The organism is Marinobacter sp. 1-3A, assembly GCF_016597775.1.
Taxonomy (GTDB): domain Bacteria; phylum Pseudomonadota; class Gammaproteobacteria; order Pseudomonadales; family Oleiphilaceae; genus Marinobacter; species Marinobacter xiaoshiensis.
Window position 1 is genome coordinate 19,654 of the sequence record NZ_VCGZ01000016.1, and the last position, 22,116, is coordinate 41,769.

Annotated in this window: 21 protein-coding genes; 18 read left to right on the top strand and 3 right to left on the bottom strand. The window is 51.7% G+C overall.

Annotated elements, in window-relative coordinates; all coding sequences use genetic code 11:
* The first annotated feature begins 25 nt into the window (after nucleotides 1–25).
* The 10 genes from FE848_RS17735 to FE848_RS17780 all read left to right on the top strand — a co-directional run bounded on the left by FE848_RS17735 (nucleotide 26) and on the right by FE848_RS17780 (nucleotide 13,375).
* Complete coding sequence (locus tag FE848_RS17735) at nucleotides 26–1,495, top strand: tripartite tricarboxylate transporter permease (RefSeq protein WP_200205191.1); 1,470 nt, start codon at nucleotides 26–28, stop codon at nucleotides 1,493–1,495.
* A gap of 249 nt (nucleotides 1,496–1,744) precedes the next feature.
* Nucleotides 1,745–2,428 carry a nitroreductase gene (locus FE848_RS17740; protein WP_200205192.1) on the top strand — a complete coding sequence of 228 codons (684 nt, stop codon included), beginning with the start codon at nucleotides 1,745–1,747 and terminating at the stop codon, nucleotides 2,426–2,428.
* Nucleotides 2,429–2,495: 67 nt separating this feature from the next.
* The gene (locus FE848_RS17745) at nucleotides 2,496–3,677 is read left to right on the top strand and encodes an acyl-CoA dehydrogenase family protein (RefSeq protein ID WP_200205193.1); all 1,182 of its coding nucleotides are present in this window, start codon (nucleotides 2,496–2,498) and stop codon (nucleotides 3,675–3,677) included.
* A gap of 38 nt (nucleotides 3,678–3,715) precedes the next feature.
* Nucleotides 3,716–4,858, top strand: coding sequence for an acyl-CoA dehydrogenase family protein (locus FE848_RS17750; RefSeq protein ID WP_200205194.1), 1,143 nt, complete (start codon nucleotides 3,716–3,718; stop codon nucleotides 4,856–4,858).
* Between the two features lie 14 nt (nucleotides 4,859–4,872).
* Nucleotides 4,873–6,282 carry a hypothetical protein gene (locus FE848_RS17755; RefSeq protein WP_200205195.1) on the top strand — a complete coding sequence of 470 codons (1,410 nt, stop codon included), beginning with the start codon at nucleotides 4,873–4,875 and terminating at the stop codon, nucleotides 6,280–6,282.
* A 36-nt stretch (nucleotides 6,283–6,318) separates the two neighbouring features.
* Nucleotides 6,319–7,278, top strand: a complete 960-nt coding sequence (locus tag FE848_RS17760) for an NAD(P)H-dependent flavin oxidoreductase (protein ID WP_200205196.1) — start codon at nucleotides 6,319–6,321, stop codon at nucleotides 7,276–7,278.
* A gap of 43 nt (nucleotides 7,279–7,321) precedes the next feature.
* The gene (locus tag FE848_RS17765) at nucleotides 7,322–8,524 is read left to right on the top strand and encodes an acetyl-CoA C-acetyltransferase (RefSeq protein WP_200205197.1); all 1,203 of its coding nucleotides are present in this window, start codon (nucleotides 7,322–7,324) and stop codon (nucleotides 8,522–8,524) included.
* Between the two features lie 188 nt (nucleotides 8,525–8,712).
* Complete coding sequence (locus FE848_RS17770; RefSeq protein WP_200205198.1) at nucleotides 8,713–9,867, top strand: TAXI family TRAP transporter solute-binding subunit; 1,155 nt, start codon at nucleotides 8,713–8,715, stop codon at nucleotides 9,865–9,867.
* A 77-nt stretch (nucleotides 9,868–9,944) separates the two neighbouring features.
* Entirely contained in the window at nucleotides 9,945–11,897 is a 1,953-nt protein-coding gene (locus FE848_RS17775; RefSeq protein WP_227715442.1) for a TRAP transporter permease, read from the top strand.
* A 140-nt stretch (nucleotides 11,898–12,037) separates the two neighbouring features.
* Nucleotides 12,038–13,375, top strand: a complete 1,338-nt coding sequence (locus FE848_RS17780; protein ID WP_200205199.1) for a hypothetical protein — start codon at nucleotides 12,038–12,040, stop codon at nucleotides 13,373–13,375.
* A 47-nt stretch (nucleotides 13,376–13,422) separates the two neighbouring features.
* Here the strand turns inward: FE848_RS17780 and FE848_RS17785 are convergent, their stop codons facing one another.
* From FE848_RS17785 to dctP, 3 genes are all read right to left on the bottom strand, one after another.
* On the bottom strand, nucleotides 13,423–14,406 hold the full coding sequence (locus FE848_RS17785) for an aldo/keto reductase (protein ID WP_200205200.1): 984 nt from the start codon (nucleotides 14,404–14,406) through the stop codon (nucleotides 13,423–13,425).
* A gap of 76 nt (nucleotides 14,407–14,482) precedes the next feature.
* Entirely contained in the window at nucleotides 14,483–15,379 is an 897-nt protein-coding gene (locus FE848_RS17790; RefSeq protein ID WP_200205201.1) for a LysR family transcriptional regulator, read from the bottom strand.
* 134 nt (nucleotides 15,380–15,513) lie between these two features.
* Nucleotides 15,514–16,524, bottom strand: a complete 1,011-nt coding sequence (gene dctP, locus FE848_RS17795) for a TRAP transporter substrate-binding protein DctP (RefSeq protein ID WP_200205202.1) — start codon at nucleotides 16,522–16,524, stop codon at nucleotides 15,514–15,516.
* Between the two features lie 274 nt (nucleotides 16,525–16,798).
* Here dctP and FE848_RS17800 point away from each other — a divergent pair, with 274 nt between their 5' ends.
* The 8 genes from FE848_RS17800 to FE848_RS17835 all read left to right on the top strand — a co-directional run.
* A complete protein-coding gene (locus tag FE848_RS17800; protein WP_200205203.1) occupies nucleotides 16,799–17,689 on the top strand; it encodes an MBL fold metallo-hydrolase in 891 nt (296 codons plus the stop codon).
* Nucleotides 17,690–17,737: 48 nt separating this feature from the next.
* Complete coding sequence (locus FE848_RS17805; protein WP_200205204.1) at nucleotides 17,738–18,265, top strand: TRAP transporter small permease; 528 nt, start codon at nucleotides 17,738–17,740, stop codon at nucleotides 18,263–18,265.
* Nucleotides 18,262–19,545 (top strand): TRAP transporter large permease, encoded by a 1,284-nt coding sequence (locus FE848_RS17810; protein WP_200205205.1) that lies wholly within the window; start codon nucleotides 18,262–18,264, stop codon nucleotides 19,543–19,545. The genes FE848_RS17805 and FE848_RS17810 overlap by 4 nt, the downstream gene beginning before the upstream one ends.
* 89 nt (nucleotides 19,546–19,634) lie before the next feature.
* Nucleotides 19,635–20,297: a 3-oxoacid CoA-transferase subunit A gene (locus FE848_RS17815; protein ID WP_106761535.1), complete on the top strand. Its 663-nt coding sequence runs from the start codon at nucleotides 19,635–19,637 to the stop codon at nucleotides 20,295–20,297.
* 35 nt (nucleotides 20,298–20,332) lie between these two features.
* On the top strand, nucleotides 20,333–20,998 hold the full coding sequence (locus tag FE848_RS17820; RefSeq protein ID WP_200205206.1) for a CoA-transferase: 666 nt from the start codon (nucleotides 20,333–20,335) through the stop codon (nucleotides 20,996–20,998).
* Nucleotides 20,999–21,008: 10 nt separating this feature from the next.
* The gene (locus FE848_RS17825; RefSeq protein WP_227715443.1) at nucleotides 21,009–21,332 is read left to right on the top strand and encodes a 4-methylmuconolactone methylisomerase; all 324 of its coding nucleotides are present in this window, start codon (nucleotides 21,009–21,011) and stop codon (nucleotides 21,330–21,332) included.
* Between the two features lie 47 nt (nucleotides 21,333–21,379).
* Nucleotides 21,380–21,661, top strand: coding sequence for a muconolactone Delta-isomerase (gene catC / locus FE848_RS17830; RefSeq protein ID WP_200205208.1), 282 nt, complete (start codon nucleotides 21,380–21,382; stop codon nucleotides 21,659–21,661).
* Nucleotides 21,662–21,739: 78 nt separating this feature from the next.
* Nucleotides 21,740–22,116: transposase (locus FE848_RS17835; protein ID WP_200205209.1), on the top strand; the 377-nt coding region annotated here is incomplete at its 3' end.

Below are 22,116 nucleotides of genomic sequence, written 5' to 3' on the forward strand. Positions count from 1 at the left end.
GGTCCAAAAGCTTTGGGTGCCAGAGATGGAAAATTTTTCAGAAGTTATGTCGCTCTTTCTGAGCGTTGATAATTTTATAGCGATAGCTGTCGGCGTTCTGATTGGCGTTGTGGTGGGTGCCATCCCCGGGTTGACGGCAACTATGGCGGTTGCGCTCGCCCTGCCGTTTACCTTCTCCATGGAGCCGGTAACCGCGATCCTTCTGTTGGTCGGTATTTATAAGGGCGGAATGTATGGTGGTTCGATTACTGCGATATTGATTCGTACCCCGGGTTCTCCGGCCTCGGCCTGTACCTTGCTTGATGGCTACCCGATGGCTCAGCAAGGCAAGGCTAAGAAGGCGCTGAAAACGGCGTTGTATTCATCGGTGGTTGCCGATGTGATTTCCAACGTGGCGTTGATTTTCTTTGCCGCCTACCTGGCGAAGATTGCGCTGAATTTCGGGCCACCGGAGTATTTCTGGCTGATCTGCTTCTCCCTGACCATTATTGTTTCGGTTTCAGGCAATTCTGTTGTCAAAGGGCTCATTGCAGCGTTTTTGGGTATTATCGTCTCCACCATCGGGCTGGATGCGGTATACGGCACGCAGCGCCTGACTTTTGATAACTACAACCTGATGGACCGGGTGTCATTCATACCGTTGCTCATCGGGTTGTTTGCAATACCCGAAGTTATTGATTTTTACACGTCCAAGGTTGCTCCACACATACGTACCGCGGTTACGGGTGCGTCTCTGACCTGGAAAGAGTTTAAAGCGTCTCTGAAGACCATTATCCGGGGCAGCATTATTGGTGTAATCATTGGTGCTATCCCGGGAACGGGAGCCACGTCTGCCGCGTTTATCTCATACAGCGAAGCCAAGCGGACATCCCCCAGAAAGGATAACTTCGGCAAAGGTGAGGTTGAGGGTGTTGCGGCAGCCGAGGCCGGTAACAACGGCGTTGCCGGTGCAACCCTGATTCCGTTGCTGTCGCTGGGGATTCCCGGGGATGTTATTACCGCCATTATTCTCGGCGCCTTCATGATTCACGGGCTGACTCCGGGGCCGGTGCTGTTCCAGGAAAACCTGACGCTGGTTTATGCCCTGTTCTGCGGGATTCTGGTGAGCTCTGCGGTTCTGCTGGTAGTGGGTAATGCGGCTATCAAATATTTTTCCCTGATTGCTGATATCCCTAAAACCATTTTGCTGCCGATCGTTTTGATGTTCTGTATTTACGGCGCCTATGCGGTCAACAACAGTACCTTTGATATCGGCTTGATGCTGGCATTTGGCATTCTTGGCTTTGTGTTCAATCGCACTGGTATTGCTGCCGCTCCGTTTCTCATCGGTTTTATCCTTGGGCCCATGTTCGAGGATAATCTGCGCCGGACCATTCTGATCAGCAAAGGTGACCCATCGGTGTTTTTCCGTGGGCCGATTACCTGGGTATTTGTTCTCCTGACTGTTGCCTCGCTGGCTTTTGCAATTCGTCGGTATTGGGTAACCCGTAGCTGATTTGGGTGCTTCTGTGTTGCGGTTGAAGGATTAATCGCAGTAAAGAGCTTAAGCGTTGACCCTCCTTTGCCGCCAGGCTTCGAATAGAAGCCTAGGCAGTTTTTTTGTTTTAAAACTTATGCTCTTCGTTGAATTAATGTTGTTGGTCCGGTATGCGCACCGGGCATAGGTTTGATAAAAAATATGCTTTTCTCAAAGGGTTGGTATCTTGCTAACGTGATCCGATAACTACAATCAGCAGGAGTTGGTATGGATACGCAGGATTCAGGCTTGTCTTTGATCGATGCAGTCAACGGACGGCATTCTGTGCGGGGGTTCCGGCCCCAACCCGTTCCGCAAGAAACCCTCGAAGCTATTTTTAAACTTGCACAAAGCGCGCCCTCTAACTGCAACACGCAGCCTTGGCATGCGTATGTCGCATCGGGACAGAGCAGGGATCGTCTGCGCCAACAGTTTCTCGATCGTATGAGTAGCCAGACTCCAGGCAATCCCGATTTCAGCTATGTCTCACGCTTTGAAGGTAAATACCGCAAGCGGCAGGTCGATTGTGCTGTTGCGCTCTATAACGAAATGGGCATTGCACGGGATGATAAAGAAGGGCGAGCCCATGCCGTGCAGCGTAACTTTGAGTTCTTTGATGCCCCGCACATTGTGTTTTTAGGTATGGATAAAAGTTTCGGTCCGACGATTGCGCTGGATGTAGGTATCTACGCACAGACACTTATGCTGGCTATGGAAGCATACGGTGTGAGTTCATGCGCTATGGGTAGTATGCGTGCCTATCCGGATCTTGTCAGAGACGAGTTCGGAATTGACGATGATATCGGAATCCTTCTGGGGATCAGTTTTGGCTATGAGGACCCGGACGTACCTGCAAACCGAACCAGAACTGACCGGGAACCTCTGGAGAATTCCGTGGTTTTCAGTAGTTGATCTTTTATAAGGACACGTGGGTGTAACCCACGTGTAATTATCTAGTCTTTGTGATGGGGCCAGTACCGTGGATGCGAGTTTATCGTCTGATGATTTGAAATTTCGGGAAGAGGTTCGAGCCTTTTTTCATAATGCTGAACCGGAAGCGGCACAGCAGCTCATTAATAATCCCCGTACCTATAAGCAGGGTGCGGTGCAGTGGCAAAAGAAACTTCATGAAAAAGGCTGGATCGCCCCTTTTTGGCCAAAACAGTACGGTGGGGCTGGGTGGACGGTCACCCAGTCATACATTTATGAAACCGAGCGGGTTAAAGCAAACGCTCCGGATGTAGTCCCCTTTGGTTTGAAGATGGTAGGCCCTGTTATCTACACCTACGGAAATGACGAGCAAAAAGCCCGCTTTTTGCCTGGCATTCTCAGTAGTGATGACTGGTGGTGTCAGGGTTACTCGGAACCCGGGGCAGGCTCCGATCTGGCGTCACTAACTACCAGAGCCGTGTCGGAAGGCGGTGACTACATTGTTAATGGCTCGAAGATCTGGACCACTTACGCACAATACGCGGACTGGATCTTTTGCCTGGTGCGCACAGATGCCTCCGGTAAGCCCCAGCAGGGAATCAGTTTCCTGCTAATTGATATGAACACCCCGGGCATTACAGTCTCTCCGATCCAGAGCATTAACAGTGTGCACTCCCTGAATGAAGTGCACTTTGAGAATGTGCGTGTTCCGAAAGCGAACCGTATCGGTGAGGAAGGGCAGGGCTGGACTTATGCGAAATCGCTGCTTGCTCATGAGCGAACGGTTATTGCCCGAGTTGCGGATTCCAAAAAGCGCCTTAACACACTTCGGCAGATTGCTTCTCGAGAGCTCCAGGGTGGTCAACCGGTAATTAAGGATGCGTCGTTCCGGCACAGGTTTACCAATATCGAAGTTGAGTTGATGGCTTTGGAGTATATGGAGCTAAGGGTTCTTGCTGCGATGGCTCGTAATGAAAGCCCCGGGGCAGAGTCGTCCTTGTTGAAAATCAAGGGCACGGAGATTCAGCAAGCGCTGCACGAATTGACTATAGAGCTTGCGGGAATTTATGGCGGAGTCGTTCTTGATGATGGTGAGCCCGGATCATCGGTTGGTCATGATTTCGGAGACAGCGCGCGAAAGGATTTCATGTACGGCCGAGCGTCCACCATATTTGGCGGCTCTAACGAAATTCAAAAGAACATTATCGCCAAGCGCGTGCTCGGACTTTAAGCAAAACGCTGAGCCAATTACAGAATAAGGAATCCGCTGTGAATTTCAATCTTACCGAAGAGCAACAGATGCTGCAGGACAGTGCCGCACGATTTGTGGGGCAGGATTATTCATTTGAACGCAGGCAACGTGATGTTCAAAACGACATCGGTTTTGACCCGGAGTTGTGGCGACAGTTTGCCGATCTGGGATGGCTATCGGTTCCATTCGCTGAAGAAAATGGTGGTTTTGGAGGTGATGCAACAGATCTCTTTGTGCTGATGGAGCAGCTGGGTAAAGGCCTGGTTGCTACTCCGTATCTTCCCTCGATTCTGCTGTTTGGTCGTTGTTTGGAAGCGGGGGCGAATCCGGCGCTTAAAGCTGAGTTGCTCGAACGACTCATTGCAGGAGAGCTTCAGGGCGCCCTGGCCTATATGGAGCGTCAGTCCCGACATGAGCTGTTTGACTTAGAGACCAAAGGGCACCGGGATGGGGATGAGTTTGTAATCTCGGGTGAGAAAGCTTTGGTAATGAACGCTCTAGCCGCAGATATGTTTGTGGTATCTGTTCGCACTTCCGGCACCGCTACAGATAAGAATGGTGTAAGCCTGCTCTTGGTGGATGCGGACGCGCCGGGTATTGAGTTGAACTCGATCCAATTAATGGACGGCCAGAAGGTTGCTAACGTTACCTTCCGTGATGTCCGGGTTAGTGCTGACCGGTTGATCGGTCTGGAAAATCAGGGCGCAGCGATTCTTGAAGAGGTCGTTGAGAAAGCTATTCCGGCTATTTGTTCTGAAGCGCTGGGCCTGATGACTCACCTTACAAACACGACCATTGAGTACAGCAAAACCCGAAAACAGTTTGGCGTTGCCATTGGTTCGTTTCAGGTGCTTCAGCATCGAATGGTTGACATGTTCACTGCCTGTGAAGAAACCCGTTCTTTATTGTACCGGGTACTGTGCTCTGCGGGTGAAGATGATCTTCAGGAGCATAAAAAAGACTTGCATGCGCTTAAGGTTATTACGGGGCTTCGTGGCAAACGGGTAGGTAATGAGTCTATCCAGTTGCACGGAGGAATGGGTATTACCGATGAACTTGATGTTGGCCATTATGTGAAGCGGTTGATGGTTCTGCATTCGGTGTTTGGTGATGCGGATTATCATCAACAGCAGCTTGCCCGGATGTCACTGCCGCAGTGAATATTGGCGCTGCAGTGTTGAAACGGCAGGGTAATTGGGATGATTTTGCCCGACTCCCTGCCACTGTTTGTCTGTTGATTGCGACTGCCTGTGCGATTGCCCGGCAGTTTGGTGTGGAAGATTGGTTATCCATACCGGCAGCAGCTGCGTTATTGGTGTTTATTGCCCTGCAATGGCAGGGCATTACTACGACTTACAGAATATTCTCCGTTGTCACGCCAGGGCTCGCTACAGCGCTTTGGTTATCAGATAAAATCGACGGTCAGACGATTGCGAATGGCGTTGACAGGGCAGCGTTTTTTACCTTCTTTTTGACTTCGCTGGCAGTGTTGCGAGAGTCTGCGAAGTCCTCCGCTTTGGTCCGGGAGTGTGGAAAGGTCTTGGTGAATCAACCGCCGGCCCGGCGATATATGCTGATGTCTTTTGGATCCCACCTGTTTAGCGTAATGCTCAACATTGGCGCATTAAATGTGCTGGGGACAATGGTTCAGCGCGCTGTTCGCATAACAGGAGGAGATGACGCTCAGCGGCTGGCGAGTATTCGCAAGAAAAGGATGCTGACAGCAACGCTGCGAGGGTTTTGCGGTGTACCTTTGTGGGCGCCCACTTCGGTCACCATGCTTCTTGTGCTTTCAAGTTTGCCACAATTAACTTGGGAGCAGTATGCTCCGGTAGGCTTGGCGTGGACCGTATTGTTCATACTTTGGGGCGGTCTTCTGGATTGGCTGGCATATCCACGACCACGAACAACCCAGGTTATCGGTAGAAACCTGTCGGTGCTAGTTCCATTTGTGGCTCTCGTCGGGCTGATTCCAACCCTGGCATATTTCTTATCACGTATTACCAGCCTTGATATTTTTCCGATGTTGCTGTTGTGTGCGCCGGTAATTGGAATTATATGGATCTGGTATCAGTATCGCCGTGCAGATCAGTGGCTCCGGTTGCGATTGGTTTTTCGGAGAATGAAACGCAGCTTCCCCAAAACTTTTACTGCACAGCGAAATGAAGTTGTGTTGTTTGCCAGCTCTGGATTTCTTGGCGTGATTCTCATCCCTTTGGTAGACCCGGAGATTGCTCGTAATTTTCTGGTTTACGCCAATGTCAGCAACGCAACGATCATGGTGAGCGTTTCTTTGATCATGCTCACCTGCTCGTTTATGGGAATAAACGCGATTATCACCGTAACGCTGCTGCTGGGTACTCTTCAGCAAGTTCCAGATCTCGATATTGCACCAATTGTCCAGGCCTCAGTGGTTGCCATTACATGGGCAGTATTTGCAGGAGCGTCACCTTTTACCGCGTCGCTAAGATTTATAGCCGGCTTTTCCGGTGTTTCGGCGCTCCGGCTCGGGGTGGTCTGGAATGGCTGGTTCAATGTGAGTGTGCTCGCAATTATGTACATGGTTCTTTACATCGTGCTTTGAGGCACAAAACCTACAAGAAACAACAGAGGAAAGGATATGACTATTCCAGCTTCACTAAAAGACAAGCTTAACCTGCCGGTACTTTGCTCCCCAATGTTCATCATTTCCAACCCGAAGGTTGTTATCGAGCAATGCAAAGCCGGGATTATAGGGTCATTTCCTGCGTTGAACGCCAGGCCAGCAGAAAAGCTCGATGAATGGCTTTCTGAAATCAAGCAAACGCTGGCCAAATATCAGGCTGAGAACCCGGACCTGAAAGTTGCGCCTTTTGCTGTAAACCAGATTTGTCATCCTACCAACGAGCGTCTGCAGGCCGACATGGATGTGTGTGTAAAGCACGAGGTGCCAATTATCATTACCAGTCTCCAGGCCAATGCCGAGATAATCAAAAAAGCTCACAGTTATGGCGGACTGGTGTTTCATGATGTAACCAATATCCGTCATGCAAAGAAAGCAATCAGTATGGGCGTGGATGGATTGATTCTGGTAACCGCCGGTGCGGGAGGGCATGCTGGGACACTGAATCCATTTGCGTTGCTTTCGGAAATCCGTGAGATCTTTGATGGCCCGGTTGTACTTGGGGGCGCGATAACAAAGGGGAACCATGTTCTTGCTGCACAAGTGATGGGGGCCGATCTTGCCTACATGGGAACTCGTTTCATCGCTACCGAAGAGGCCAACGCTGATCAGGCCTATAAGACTATGATCGTCGAGTCATCGGCGTCGGATATTGTGTACACCAATTTGTTTACCGGCGTTCATGGAAATTATCTTCGCGGCAGTATCGAGAATGCAGGGCTAGACCCCGACGACTTGCCTGCATCGGACAAGAGCAAGATGAGCTTTGGCTCTGGTACCAGCAAGGCGAAGGCGTGGCGTGATATTTGGGGAGCCGGCCAGGGTGTCGGCGGTATTTCAAAGTTGATGACGATCGCAGATGCTGTGCTCCAACTGCGTGACGAGTACGACACCGCGAAGCAAGGTGTCGTCCATTAATCCTGAAAAACAGTTTCAAACATTGAATTTTATGAGGTGAGTTATGCAAAAAAGACGTGCAGCCATTGTTGCCCCAGTACGCACAGGCGTTGGGGCTTTCGGTAAAAGTCTGCGGCCGGTGTCTGTCGAAGACCTGATCGCAGCCGTAGTTAAAGAAACCATGAACCGCTCCGGCATTGATCCTGCATTGGTTGAAGATGCCATTGTGGCGCAGTCTTATGCTAACAGTGAGGTGCCCTGTGTCGGCCGTTGGGCGGCCCTGCATGCAGGATTGCCCGTGCATGTTCCGGGAATGCAGGTAGACCGTCGCTGTGGCGGCGGCCTGCAAGCGTTGATCAACGCAGCCATGATGGTGGAATCCGGAGCTTGTGACGTTGTGCTTGCGGGTGGTGTTGAAAGCATGAGTAACATCGAATACTACTCCACCGATGTCCGCTGGGGTAAGCGTGCGGGATCTTTCACAATGCATGACCGGCTTGATCGCGGCCGTGAGCGGTCACAGCCTGAAGAGCGCTTCGGATATATCTCCGGCATGATCGAAACAGCAGAGAACCTGGCAACAAAATACAATATCACCCGCGAGCAGGCCGACGAGTTTGCTGTTCAGAGTCACAAGCGAGCGGCAAAGGCTTGGGAGGATGGCCTTTTTGATGAGGAGGTTGTGCCTGTCTCCGTTCCACAGCGAAAAGGAGATCCTCTGGTATTTCGCAAGGATGAGGGTATTCGTCCAGATACTACAATGGACTCCCTGTCCGCACTTCGCCCCCTGATTAAAGGCGGAACGGTAACCGCTGGTAATGCTAGCCAGCAGAGTGATGCAGCGGCTGCTTGCCTGGTTGTTGCCGAGGATAAGTTGGAGGAACTTGGTCTCGAGCCGATGGCATTTCTGACGGGCTGGAGTGCCATGGGTTGTGACCCTGCAACTATGGGTATTGGCCCGGTGCCAGCGGTTGAAAAACTGATGCGGAAAACTGGCCTGAGTCTCGCCGACATGGATCTCGTAGAGGTAAATGAAGCGTTCGCGTGTCAGGTGTTGGCCGTACTGAAAGAGTGGGACTGGAACGATTCGGATAAGCTCAATGTAAACGGCTCAGGCATATCGCTTGGTCATCCAATTGGGGCGACGGGTATGCGGATCATGACTAGCTTGCTACATGAAATGAAGCGCCGAAACAGTCGGTATGGGCTGGAGACTATGTGTGTGGGTGGTGGGCAGGGAGTTGCCGCTATTTTCGAAAGAGCATAATCGATTGAAGGCATTGGGTATATAATCTTGGCATGTCTCGCATAGAAAAACGATTTGTTGAAGAATGGATTAGTTGTTGACCCGCTGATGTGAGGCCGGATAATTGGTGGAAGATCCGGCCTCGGTCCGGTCAATAAGTAACTGTACAAAATGGTTGCTTCATCACAAAAACAATTAGGAGATGTGCCATGTCCTTTCTCTCTAAGCAAGTCAAACGTCCGCTTGTTGCCGCCGTCACTTCAACTGCACTGATGTTTGGTGCGAGTGTGGCGGTTCAGGCGGCAGAGCCTGATCTTCCCAGCACGATGACCTGGTCGTCCTACGATGTGGGTTCCGCAGGCTATGCGGAAGCATCAGCCATTGCTGATGCGTTCGGTAAGCAATATGGCACCCGTATTCGTATTCAGCCATCCGGATCTGCTATCGGGCGCCTTCAGCCTCTGCTGAGTGGTCGGGCGGCTGTGGGTTTCCTGGCCACCGAGACCTTCTTTGCTGCAGAAGGGATTTACGACTTTTCAACTCGCCAGTGGGGACCCCAAGATTTGAGAGCGCTTGCAGGTCGTCCTTCTTCTATTGGTATTTTTACGGCAAAGGACGCTGGTATTGAGACACTGGAAGATCTAAAGGGAAAACGTTTCGCTTATGTCGCTGGGAATCCCTCAATCAATGTAAAGTGTAATGCGTTCTTGGCGTTTGCCGGTTTGACTGAGGATGACCTTGAAGCCGTGATGTTCCCCACGTATGCGAGTGCGATGGGCTCGCTTGCCCGGGGCGAGGCTGATGCCTCCTGTACAACGACAACGCCGAGTCATGTGTACGAATTGGCTGAGTCACCTCGAGGTATTCGCTGGCTGAATATGGACCCTGAAGATACCGAGTCCTGGGCCAAGGTTAATGAGGTAGCTCCGTTCTTCGCACCGTTCAAAGAGACTATTGGTGCAGGTATCAGTGAAGAAAATCCTGTCGATATCATGGCATATCGCTATCCCGTGTTGGCGGTTAAATCCGATATGGATGCAGATACCGCATACAATATGCTTAAGGCGGTTGATGAAACCTATCCGCTGTACAAGGCTGCTACTGCAGCCATGCCTCGCTGGGATATCAATCTCGCCGGGGTGCCCGCCATTGACGTGCCGTTCCACGAAGGCGCCATCCGTTACCTGAAAGAAAAAGGTATCTGGACTGACGAGCATCAGGCTTGGAATGACGCTCGGACTGCTCGCCTGAACGCGTTGCTGGAAGCTTGGCCGAAAGCCGTTGCCGAAGGTGAGGGCAAGAGCGATGAAGAGTTTGCCCAGATCTGGGAAAAGCATCGCCAGCAAGCCCTTGGCTCACTTTGATTTTTAACCTGAGTTGATTCTGAGCGCTGCGACTTCGGTTGCCGCGCTCAGGATGCCAACCTCGGAGTATTAGTAACATGACCTCTCCACAGGGCTCCGAAGCCCAAACCAATACCCCTGAACCCCAAAGCTCCGACAAAGGACGTCTGCGTGGAATTGGCTACTGGATAGCCTTGGGCCTGGGTGCACTGGGGCTGCTGATGGCAATCAACCAGACCTTCAACCTGAAGATACTTGGGTTTCAGCCCCTGGGTAACTCCTACCTTTATTACCTGATCGGTATATTCCTGGCAGCTGCGTTTCTCTGTTTCCCGGCCTGGTCCGGGGCCCGCAACCGGATTTCCTGGTATGACTGGGTGCTGGCGGTGCTTGCGTTGGTTTCCTGTGGCTACCTCGGTTATCACGGCCTGACCATGATTAACATGGGCTGGGAGTACATGGCGCCAACTGAAGCCACCGTGTTTTCAGGTGTTTTGCTGGTACTGGTACTCGAAGGGGTACGCCGGTGCGGTGGCTGGCCTCTGTTGTTCGTGTCACTGTTCTTCGGCACATATCCGTTATATGCCGACAGCATGCCCGGCTTTCTGTGGGGTAATCAGTACGAGTTGCCAGAACTGCTTCGCGCCCACGTAATCGGCGTGGAAAGCATTATCGGAATTCCCATGCAGGTGGTGGCGCAACTGGTCATCGGCTTCGTAGTGTTTGGCGCCGCGCTAACCATTACTGGAGGTGGCGACTTCTTTATGAAATTTGCCACCGCCCTGATGGGCCGCAGCCGAGGTGGTCCGGCCAAGGTGTCGGTATTGTCCAGCGGTATTCTTGGTAGTCTTTCCGGCAGTGTTATTTCCAATATTCTTACCACTGGCCCCATCACTATCCCTACGATGAAAAAAACCGGCTATCCGGCGCACTATGCCGGTGCTGTAGAGGCCTGCGCTTCCACCGGAGGTACCCTGATGCCTCCCGTCATGGGCGCGGTCGCCTTTATCATGGCGTCGTTTCTCGGGGTGGCATACGCTGAAATCATGATCGCCGCGTTCTTGCCCGCACTACTGTTTTACCTGGCATTGCTGTTTCAGGTGGATAATTATGCTGCCCGCCGAGGCCTCAAAGGCCTGCCGGAGGAAGAAATTCCGTCACTGAAAGAAACGCTGAAAGAAGGCTGGCCTTACTTGTTCTCCTTAGCGATGTTGGTTTACATGCTGTTGGTAATGCGAATCGAGGCCTATGCACCCTATTATGCTTCCCTGGTTTTGCTGGGTGTCGCCCTCTTCAAGCGTGACTACCGACTGAACTGGACCCGTGCCAAGGCCTTCATTGCAGACCTGACAACTAATGTTTCCAATCTGGTCGCGATTTTGGCGGGCATCGGGCTGGTGGTTGGCGGTCTGTCATACACCGGGGTGGCGGGTGCGTTCTCGCGGGAGCTTCTGTTGTATGCCGACGGCAGCATACCACTGATGCTTATTGCTGGTGCCATAACCAGTTTTGTCCTGGGGATGGGGATGACGGTGAGCGCCTGTTACATTTTCCTGTCGATCTTGCTGGCACCAGCGCTGGTGAACGCCGGGCTCAACCCGCTCGCTAGCCACCTGTTTATCCTGTATTGGGGGATGCTGTCATACATTACGCCGCCGGTTTCCCTGGCTGCCATCACTGCCGCAGGTGTGGCGGGCTCTAACGCCACCAAAACGGGTGTATATGCAATGCGTTTAGGCGGCATCCTGTTCATTCTGCCGTTCCTGTTTGTACTGAACCCTTCGCTTATTCTGCAAGGTGACATCACGCGAATACTGATATCAGCTCTGACAGCCATTACTGCCATCTGGCTGATCGCTTCAGCAATGGAAGGCTATCTATACCGCATCGGTATTATAGGCTGGCCGATACGTATACTGGCGCTGGCTGCCGGTGGTTGTTTGATCTATCCAAACCTGATTCTGGAGATGGTCGGACTTGGCCTGATTGTCCTGATGTACGTGGGCAAAGGATTGCTGAACCCCTCGCGCGTTGCAGTACCTCGCAGCTAAACAGCGGTAAACGAGTGCAATAAAAGCAGTAAACTATCGTGCGGCCGGTAATCATCTTAGCTATGATTGCCGGCCGTTGTACGTTTCGGGCGACTACATGTCAGTTTGATGTTTGGGAGATATTTAGGGATGGGTATCAAATGAAGGCCTTGTTTCAACCGGATAGTTTTTCCCACTCCCGCTCGATGCTGGCCTATCTGGCTTTGTTGGCCGGGGTTGCGACTTTTCTTCCTGGCCACATCTATCTGTCAACCGTTCTTGCTTGTTTGGCTATTGTGTTGGGCTGGGGAAACCTCCGCACAGTTGGCCGTGCAATTTTTGTACTGATCTTCTTGCTGGCAGTGGTTGCGCTGGTTCTCGAGCCGTCTGCTATTCCGAAAGCTGCGGGTAATATGGCGCGCATTGGTTCCCTGATTATTACCGTGATGCTTCTATCTGCGGTGCTCGGACAATCAAATGATCTTAAGGTTATCTCACGCAGTCTTTTTAGCGGTAAACCGTTACTGCGCTATTTGGGCATGACATCGGGAACCGCTATGCTCTCCATTCCCCTAAACTTTGGCGCCGTCGGTGTTATAGCAACCATGATTGGTCTCCAGGTGAAGGACCAGGGTGACAGTCCGATGGCTCGCAATGCCGCGCGTGCGGTAATTCGGGGCTTCGGGGCTTCGCCTATGGCTTCACCGCTGTCCATTGCGATCGTTATGACCGTGACGTTCCTGCCTGGCTTGTCGAGCTGGAAGCTGATTGCCCTGGGTCTGCCGTTTGCTTTGCTTTACCTGTTCGCTGGCACCCTGGTACGGGAAGAAGAGCCACCCCGGGAAGCCCCGCTGATAGGCGAAGCTGAGCAGGAATCAGCCTTGCTGCCATGGCTGCGATTCATCAGCATTATTGCGCTTATCTGCGTCGGTGCCTTCACCCTGAGCACCTGGGGTGGATTACTTTATTCCCAAGCGGTGACCTTGAGTTGCCTGACAGCAGTGGTGATGGGACTTATCTACCGCCGGTTCCATGATGGTGTTCTGGCCATGCCATCACTGGCCATGATTAATAACGAGTTGGCCATTATGGGCGGTTCCTCATTTCTCGGGGGGATTGTCAGCACCTTCGCACTTGGCTGGCTTGGCATGGAATTTAGCCTGCCTGTCTGGGCCTATCCACTGGTGGCGATGGCGGTGCCCTGGCTGTTCTTCGCCGGTGGGTCGATCGGGGTAAACCCGATCATCTCCGGGACCTTATCAGGGAGCATTCTCGGGCCGATTTGGCCGGAGTATGGTCTGCTGGGGCTCGGATTAGGTATCGTGGCTGGGTGGGGGATTACCATTGCCGGCACGCCGTATTCGGCCAATTCGCTGTTGCTGGAGCGTTGCACTGGATACAGCGCCCATACCGCATCCTATGGCTGGAGTCTGCGTTATTCCCTGGTTGCGCTGGTTGCCTGCAGCCTGGTTTGTGCGGTGTTTACCTTGCCGTTCTGATGCCGGACGACGGGAGGTAGGGCCTCCCCCCCGTCCGGCACTCTGCCTCATGCGTGCCCTGCCACTTGGTGGGGCAGATATTGGGCCTCGAGGGCGGCTATCTCGTCCCCGCTCAGCTCCAGTTCCAGTGCCGCGAGGGCTTCTTCGATATGGCCCGGCTTACTGGCCCCGATGATGGGAGCAGTGATCGCGGGGTTGGACAGTACCCAGGCCAGCGCAACCTGTGCCATGGAGGTGCCGCGGCTTTCTGCGACTTCCTGCAGGGCTGTGATAACCGGCTGATCGATATCGCTGCCGAGGCGCCACCTGCGGGTATTCTCGTCGGTGCGCGCCCGGGCGGTTTCACCGCCTTCGCCCTGCACTGTCTTTCCTGCCAGGATGCCACGGGCTAGCGGACTCCAGGGGATTACCCCGATGCCCTGGTCGGTACACTGCGGCAACATCTCCCGCTCTTCTTCCCGGTAGATCAGGTTGTACATTGGCTGCATGCTGACAAAACGAGTCCAGCCGTGCTTTTCCGCGGTGAACTGTGCCTTGGCAAATTGCCAGGAAAACATGGACGAAGCTCCGATGTAGCGGGCCTTACCGGCTTTCACTACATCGTGCAGCGCCTCCATGGTTTCCTCAATGGGGGTGTGATAATCCCAGCGATGGATCTGGTAAAGGTCAACATGGTCGGTGCCCAGTCGCTGCAACGACGCGTCGATAGCCGCCATGATGTGCTTTCGGGACAGCCCTCGGTTGTTGGGACCATCCCCCATGGCGTTGAAGACTTTGGTGGCGATAACCACGTCCTCGCGGGGCGCATAATCCAACAAGGCTTTACCCACCACTCGCTCCGACTCGCCAAGGGAGTACATGTCAGCGGTGTCAAAGAAGTTGATTCCCGCGTCCAGGGCCTGCTTGATAAAGGGGCGGCTGGCTTGCTCATTTAGAACCCACTCGCGCCATTTGGGCGAACCATAGGTCATGGTGCCGAGGCAGAGTCGAGAGACTTTCATGCCGGTTGTTCCGAGGCGGCGGTATTGCATTTCCATTCCTCCTTTATTTCAGACCCGGAGTTGGCTCTTCCCGGGGTAATTGAATTACGTCAGATTGGGTGAACGGTTATCGGTATCGTTGAAAAAGACTCTCACAGAACTCTTGGGCAAACGTAGACAGGCCATCGAAGTCGACTGAGCATAGCTTAAAATTACGCTCTGCCCAGGCATCTACAAGCTCAATCTGTTTGATATCCCTCGTGCCCTTATGGCGTGCAAAGCCCAGTTGCGGAATGATTGCGATGCCCACTTTAGCGGCGACCATCCGGTATATGGCATCATAGCTGGCGACCTGAACTCTGATGTTCAGATCAATGTGCAACTTTTCAGCTTCACGGACCAGAAACTGGTGTATGGCAGAAGCCTCAAGCAGGGATATCAGCGGATATGACAGGCAGTCTTCGAAGCTGATCTCTTTGTGTTCAGCAAGGGGGTGATCCATCGGGCAGATAACGATCAGTCGACTGCGAGCAAAGGGGCGGGTTTGAAGATCGGCGGTGGGTATGTTGCCGGAAACGATCCCCAGATCTGCCATGCCTTCCTTGACTGCGCGAATAATCTCCTCACTAACTTTTTCTTTCATCTCAACGTGTACATTGGGGTGGGATTGTAGATATTCCCCTAATACGGCTGGCAGTAGTTCTGTAATTGCAGTTGTGTTTGCAAACAGACGCAATTGCCCTGTGACGCCTTTGGTAAATTCCTGCAAGTCACCGCTAAGCACCTCTAGCTGGGCGACAATCTTACGAGCATGGCGTAAGTAAACCCGGCCTTCGTTAGTAAGGTTTACGCCTTGCGAGGTTCGCTGCAGTAGCTTTATACCTAGATTGTCTTCCAGGTTCCGAACCCGATTGCTCGCCGCTGGCACTGACATGTGGCACTGCTCCGCGCCTCTAGAGAGACTCTCCTTTTCTGCAATTTTGATAAACAGCCGAAAATCTGTCAGATCGTACTTTATTGCCATTAGTTACCCCGGTGGCTTCAATGTCCGATCTGAAAACATACGGCATCTTATGGTTTTGAGCCATAGAACTTTTTGGCCAGACATAAACAACCCCGCGACAGCGGGGTTGTTTGGAAAAACGGGGGGGGGAACGGTCAGAACACCTGCTCTACTACCTCATCTGCGGGTAGTCCGCGCTTATTGAGCGGCTCTGCCCATTTTTTATGAACTTCGGTCAGTTCACCCTGAACTTGCTTGAGTTCGTTTTCTGGCAGGTTGAGTGGCTGGATACCATGTTTTTCTTGAAGGTCGGTAATTGCTTGTGTTTCCGCGCGATTTACGTAGTCACAATGGTTCTGGTTGGCATACTGCCCGGCTTTGACCAGTATTTCCTGCAGTTCCGGAGAAAGTTTGTTCCAGGTGCGGTCACTGATTGAGTAGGTCACATTAAAGCTTCCGACGCTGAGGTTAGGGATCATTTGGTCCAGCGCGGTTTCCAGGCTCCAGTCCTCAATGCTGATGAGTCCCCAGAATACGCCGTCCAGCGTTCCTCTGGACAAGGACGCCAACACGTCTGAGCCTTGCATCCGGATGGGGTTTGCTCCCAAATGGTCTGCGGTCATTGCCATGGCCCCGCCCGCCGTGCGCAGTTTGAGCCCTGAAAAATCAACAGGCGAAGAAAGCTTCTGCTTGTTGGTTAATATCCGGTAGGGGCCAAGGTTAGCGGTAAACAGCGGGCGCACCTTGTTCTTTTTATACTCTGCTTCATAAAGAACGGCGCCAGGCTGCGCCAGTTCATAAAATTTGTTGGCGGCGGTACAGGAGTCCGTCACCGCCCCGGGGAGTTCCACCACTCCGGACAGGGGAAGATGTTCCGACACATAGGCAGGAGCTACGTTCGCAACATCTGCAACCCCACTTTGCAGCAGCGTCAGCGACTCGGAACCTTTGCCAAGCTGCTCGGCAGGGAAATACTGGAATTTGATCTGGCCTTTGGAAAGCTCTGTTGCTTTCTCCATGAATGCTTTCGCGCCGTAGCTTGTGGTAAAGGCGGATTCTGGCATCCAATCAGCGAATCGGAGGGTTACGGACTGGGTTGCGTGAGCCGTACCTGATACAGCAAGTGTAGCGATGCAGGCCGATATAAGAAGTTGTTTCTTGAGCATGTAGTTTTCCTTATTTTTTATTTTCTGGATTAAGCATCTTCCAAGCTATCAAATATCTGCAGTATCGGCGTTTCTAAAATATTCAGCGCCTGTTAATCATCGCTTAATGGTAAGTGAGATTAATGTTGTTCCTGTTAACCACTGGTTAAGAATGTGTTTGATAATTCTGCATTGACTCTTCCGTTTGCGCTGACTGATATTGGAAGGCGAAAGAACGGATGGCATCAAATCCAAAGTTCAAAGCCTCCGAATCAATTATAAAAAGGTCTCTGCCATGATTCAGACTCGGCGTATCGGTGACGCTACTGTCACCCGCATCCTGGAATATTCTGGTCCTACCCATGATCCTGCTTTCCTGTTTCCGGAGGCCGAGCGAGGCGATTTTGATCGGCTTGAGAGCATCATGGCGCCCCACCATTGGGTGCCTCATATGGGTAAGCTGATCGTGACAATCCAGTTCTGGATCGTACAGACCGGCTCCAGCATCATTGTGATTGATACCGGAGTGGGCAATTACAAGCCCAGACAAGATATTCCCCGCATGCATATGCTGAACACCTTGGTACGAGAATGGCTCGTAGCTGCGGGGGCGGCACCTGAGGATGTGACCCACGTAGTGATGACTCATCTGCATGCCGACCATGTCGGCTGGAATACCACCTGGCAGGATGGTCGCTGGGTCCCCACATTTCCGAATGCAACCTACTACTTTCCGGAAGATGACTTCACTTTCTGTCAGGAGGGAAAGAACAAGGCACCCGGTGTGATCGACGTGTTTGGTGATTCGTTCTTTGACAGCGTTATGCCAATCATGAATGAAGGTCTCGCCCGTCTTATGCGTCCGGGTGATGAAATTGCTGACTGCCTGACCGTGCATTCGGCTGCCGGCCACAGCCCCGGGCAGGTAACGTTCCGGCTCGAATCGAAGGGCGAGGTGGGCATTTTTAGTGGTGATATTTTCCATAGCCCTCTGCAAATCATGCGTCCCGAATTCAATTCCGGCTACTGTATCTGGCCAGAGCGGGCGCGAGAGGTAAGGATGCAAATGCTCAACCAGCTGGCCGATGAAGATGCCCTGCTTCTGCCGGTTCATTTTGGTGACCCCTATTGCGGCTATGTGCGACGCCAGAACGGCGGTTTTGTGTTTGAGCCGGCTACTTGGTGAGTCATGTGATCGGGCACCTCAAAGTATCAGTTTAAGAAGGGGATGACGTTGACTACTTTAGCTGTTACCCGCCCTTTAGCCTGGCTTGATTGCGCAGTCCGTTACGTCGAAAACCTGTTGGTGGGCGTTGCTGCGCTAATGATCGTGGTTGCGATGGTTGTTACCTGTGTCGATGTATTCCTGCGTTACGTCTTGTCCAGTCCGTTGAGTTGGTCGTTTGACTTCATCGTGCTGTATTTGCTTCCCGGCTCTTATTTCCTTGCCTTTTCATATGCGCTTCGAATGGGTACCCATCTCAAGGTCGACTATTTCGGTGAAAGAATGAACGACCGGGTGCAGGGAGTGGTGCTCTTCATCGTCGGGCTTGCTTCTGTTGTGTTGTTTGCCTATATCGCATGGTTCTACCTTCAGGAGGGGTGGCACGCCTGGGTCGACGGTGATGTGATGGGTGGGGTCATTCCATGGCCAATGTGGCCAGCAGACATCCTGGTGTTCCTCAGTTGTGGGGCTTTTGCCCTGCGCCTCCTGACGACCAGTTTTCACCAGTTGCTGGCGCTGGGAGGAAGTCGGACATGACGATTTATCTACCATTTTTTGTACTTTTTGCGCTACTGGCTTTTGGTGTGCCGGTTGCGATCAGTCTGGCGCTCTCTGGTGCACTTGGCATTTTTCTGGCGACCAATGCCGATGTGCTGGTTGGGATACTGACCGCGTCACCAGGCTCCGCATTGAGTACCTATGAATTGTTGACCATTCCCATGTTTATTCTGATGGCCGAGTTCATGGGAGTAAGCGGTATTACGTCGTCTTTGTTCGATGCAATCGCTAAATGGACTGGCAGGGTCAAAGGAGGGGTCGGAATCGCAACTGTGATCACCGGCGCGGCTTTTGGTGCCATTTCCGGTTCAAGTACTGCTGCGGCCGCTACACTAGCCAAAACCAGTGTGCCTGCCATGCTGAATGAGGGATATCCCCAGCGAGTCGCTGGCAGCATCGCGGCTATATCAGGAACCATTGCGATGCTTATTCCTCCTAGCGTCGCGTTAATTTTCTATGGCCTACTCAGCGGCGTGAGCATTGCTGATCTGCTCATCGCAGGAATTGTACCCGGGATTCTGGTAACACTGACCATTGCGCTCACCATCAAGGTTTTGCTGTTCCGTCATCCACTCCCTGAAAGTTATAGGGGCTATTCATTCCAAGAGAAGATACAGTCACTCAAGGTCGCCGGACCCTTTATTCTCTTGTTTCTCGTGGTGACAGGGTTGATCTACACCGGAATCGCTACACCCGTTGAATCTTCAGCGCTTGGCGCATTTGGGGCGTTGTTAATTGCGGGGAAATCCGGAAACCTTAACGGCGAAAGATTTCGAACAGCACTCGTTAACACCTGTGCAATTTCCGCAATGATCGGTTTAATTATCATTTGCGCACATATTTTTGGTTATTTCATTACTTTTACGGGGGTTACCCGGGAGATGGTGGCATGGGTGGGTGGTTTGGATGTTTCCCCCTATCTGATCCTTGCATTTATCGTCTTGCTATATCTGGTGCTTGGCCTTTTTCTGGATTTGATTTCTATTCTGATTCTAACCGTACCGGTGGTATTACCTTTGGTAATCAGCCTGGGTTTTGATCCACTTTGGTTCGGAGTGATCGTTATTCTGCTGTCTGAGATCGGGATTGTGACTCCGCCTGTTGGGATAAATGTATTTGTCGTGGCTAAATCTGCCAATATTCCAGTGGAATCTATATTCTCTGGCGTCCTTGCGTATGTTCTCGCATTGTTGGCACTTGTTTTTGTCCTGATTGTTTTTCCTGACCTGGTCCTTTGGTTACCCTCTACTGCAGGTTAATCAATTAAGGGATTGATGGAGGTGGTGGATCGTCGGGTAAAGTTTCTTGACCGATTATTTTTTATTGCTCAAAAACAAAAGGGAATAGAATGATTGATAAACAAACAAGTGATCTTCTGGAGGTGGTCTCCAGGGTTAATGAGGGAGACACCGTTGCCATTGGCGGGTTTGGTGGCGCTGGATCTCCCAATATGCTCATTGACGCATTAATAAAAAATAAAAATGCCAAAAATCTTGTCATTGTTACGAATAATGCCGGGCAAAAGGAGGAAGGCATTGCTGCTTTGCTAAAGGCCGGGAAAGTCAGAAAGATTATCTGCTCCTTTCCAAGAATGAAAGATTCCTGGGTGTTTGAAGATCTGTATCGCAAAGGTGAAATTGAGCTTGAACTGGTGCCGCAAGGCAACATGGCTGAGCGGTTAAGGGCTAGTGGGGCTGGGATTGGAGCATTTTTTACGCCAACCGGATATGGCACTGCTCTGGCTGAGGGAAAGGAAACGCGAGAGATCGATGGAGTTAACTACGTCTTGGAGTACCCCATTCGTGTTGACGTGGCGTTGATCAAAGCGGCTGTCGCCGACCGTTACGGAAATCTTACCTATAAAAAGACTGCCAGAAATTTTGGCCCTGTAATGGCCATGGCAGCAAAGACAACCATTGCCGAAGTCAGTGAAGTCGTTGAGGCTGGTCAGCTAGATCCGGAATGTGTTGTGACTCCGGGTATCTATGTCAATGTTTTCATTAAAGTCTGAGTCTTCTTCCCTAACAATGGTTAAAGGTTTGCATTATGAATACTGAAGATAGGTCTATGCTAGCGGCGAGAATTGCCGGCGATATTCCGGAGGGCGCGTACGTGAATCTGGGCATTGGTATGCCAACTCTGGTGGCTAATCATTTAGGAGAGGGAGATAAGGAGGTTATTCTCCATACCGAAAATGGTGTGCTCGGGCGCTGGATTGATGCTCCGGAAGGTGAGCAGGATCCTGATCTGGTTAATGCCGGCAAAGTGCCGATCAAATTGTTACCAGGCGCGGCAATTTTCCATCATGCGGATTCGTTTGCGATGATGAGAGGAGGGCATCTGGACATCTGCGTGCTCGGAGCCTTCCAGGTTGCCTGCAACGGCGACCTCGCCAATTGGCATACTGGAGATCCGGATGCAATCCCGGCGGTTGGCGGTGCGATGGATCTGGCGATCGGTGCAAAGCAGACCTTCGTAATGATGGATCATGTAGATCGGGATGGCCGCCCCAAGATTGTGCCACAACTGACCTATCCGCCCACCGGGCTGGGTTGTGTGACCCGCATTTATACGAACTATGGAACCTTTGAAACTTGCAGTAATGGTCGCAAGGTTCGTGCGCTCTTTGTGAACCCGGCCATCCCACGGGAAGAAATCGTGCGAAGTACCGGGGTAGAAGTGGATTTTTCAGGCTTACATCCCGCTGATTGAGAGGCTACCGATGATTAGAATAGTGTATTTGCTGGTGCGTCCGGAGAGTATGTCTCCTGAAAAATTTGCAGAGGAGTGCAAGGTTCATTACGACATGTCCCATGATGTCCCGGCCTTATATAAATACGAGGTACGGTTAGTCGCCCGGGAGCCGGAAGACACGCATGTCCCATATCTCAATGTTGGGCCATTCGATGCGGTAGCCGAATGTTGGTTTGAAAGTGACGAAAAATATCAGGAATATCTGGAATCAAGTATTCGTAAGGAATGGTTTGAGCATGGCAAGAGTTTTATTGGAAAGCTCAAACCCATTATTACCCGGGATGTTCATTAAGTTCTTGGTTTTCTAGTTGGGTGAATGACTTTTAAGGAGTTTTGGCTATGTTGTTTATGGTTCAGATGACTGTAAATCCGCCTGTGCATATAAAAAAGGAAGAGTTTGAGGATATCAAAGCAGCAGAGAAGAATCGCGCAATTGATATTCAACGCCAAGGAAAGTGGCCTCATTTGTGGCGGGTGACAGGGAAATATTCAAATGTGAGTATTTTCGATGTAGAGTCGAATCAGGAGTTGCATGAATTATTGAGTTCCCTTCCTCTGTTCCCTTTCATGGATGTTGAAGTGACGCCTTTGAATGAGCACCCGAGCGCACTCAAAGACTAAAATAGTGTAGTGGCATAGTGAATCTGGCCACCTGATTTTGAGTGTATGATCACTCACACAGAAAGTCAGGTGCAGACGATGACGAAGAATAGAAGATACAGCCCGGAATTCCGCTTGGAGGCCGCCCAGCTTGTGGTAGACCAGGGTTACACCCTGAAGGCAGCCTGTGAGGCAATGGGTGTCGGTAAATCCACGATGGAGTACTGGGTGCGCCGACTCCGAGCGGAGCGATCTGGCAAGGCTCCACAGAAAGGTGAGGCGCTGACCCCGGAGCAGCGTGAGATTCAGGAACTGAAGCGCAAGCTGCGGCGGGTGGAGGAAGAAAAGGAGATATTAAAAAAGGCTACGGTGAGTTCAACCGGTGAATGCAACATACTGCATTTATCACAAAACTGGGCATTCACTCATGGCAACGATGAAGGCGCGCGGGTTCTCAGCTTCACAAAAGCGAGAGC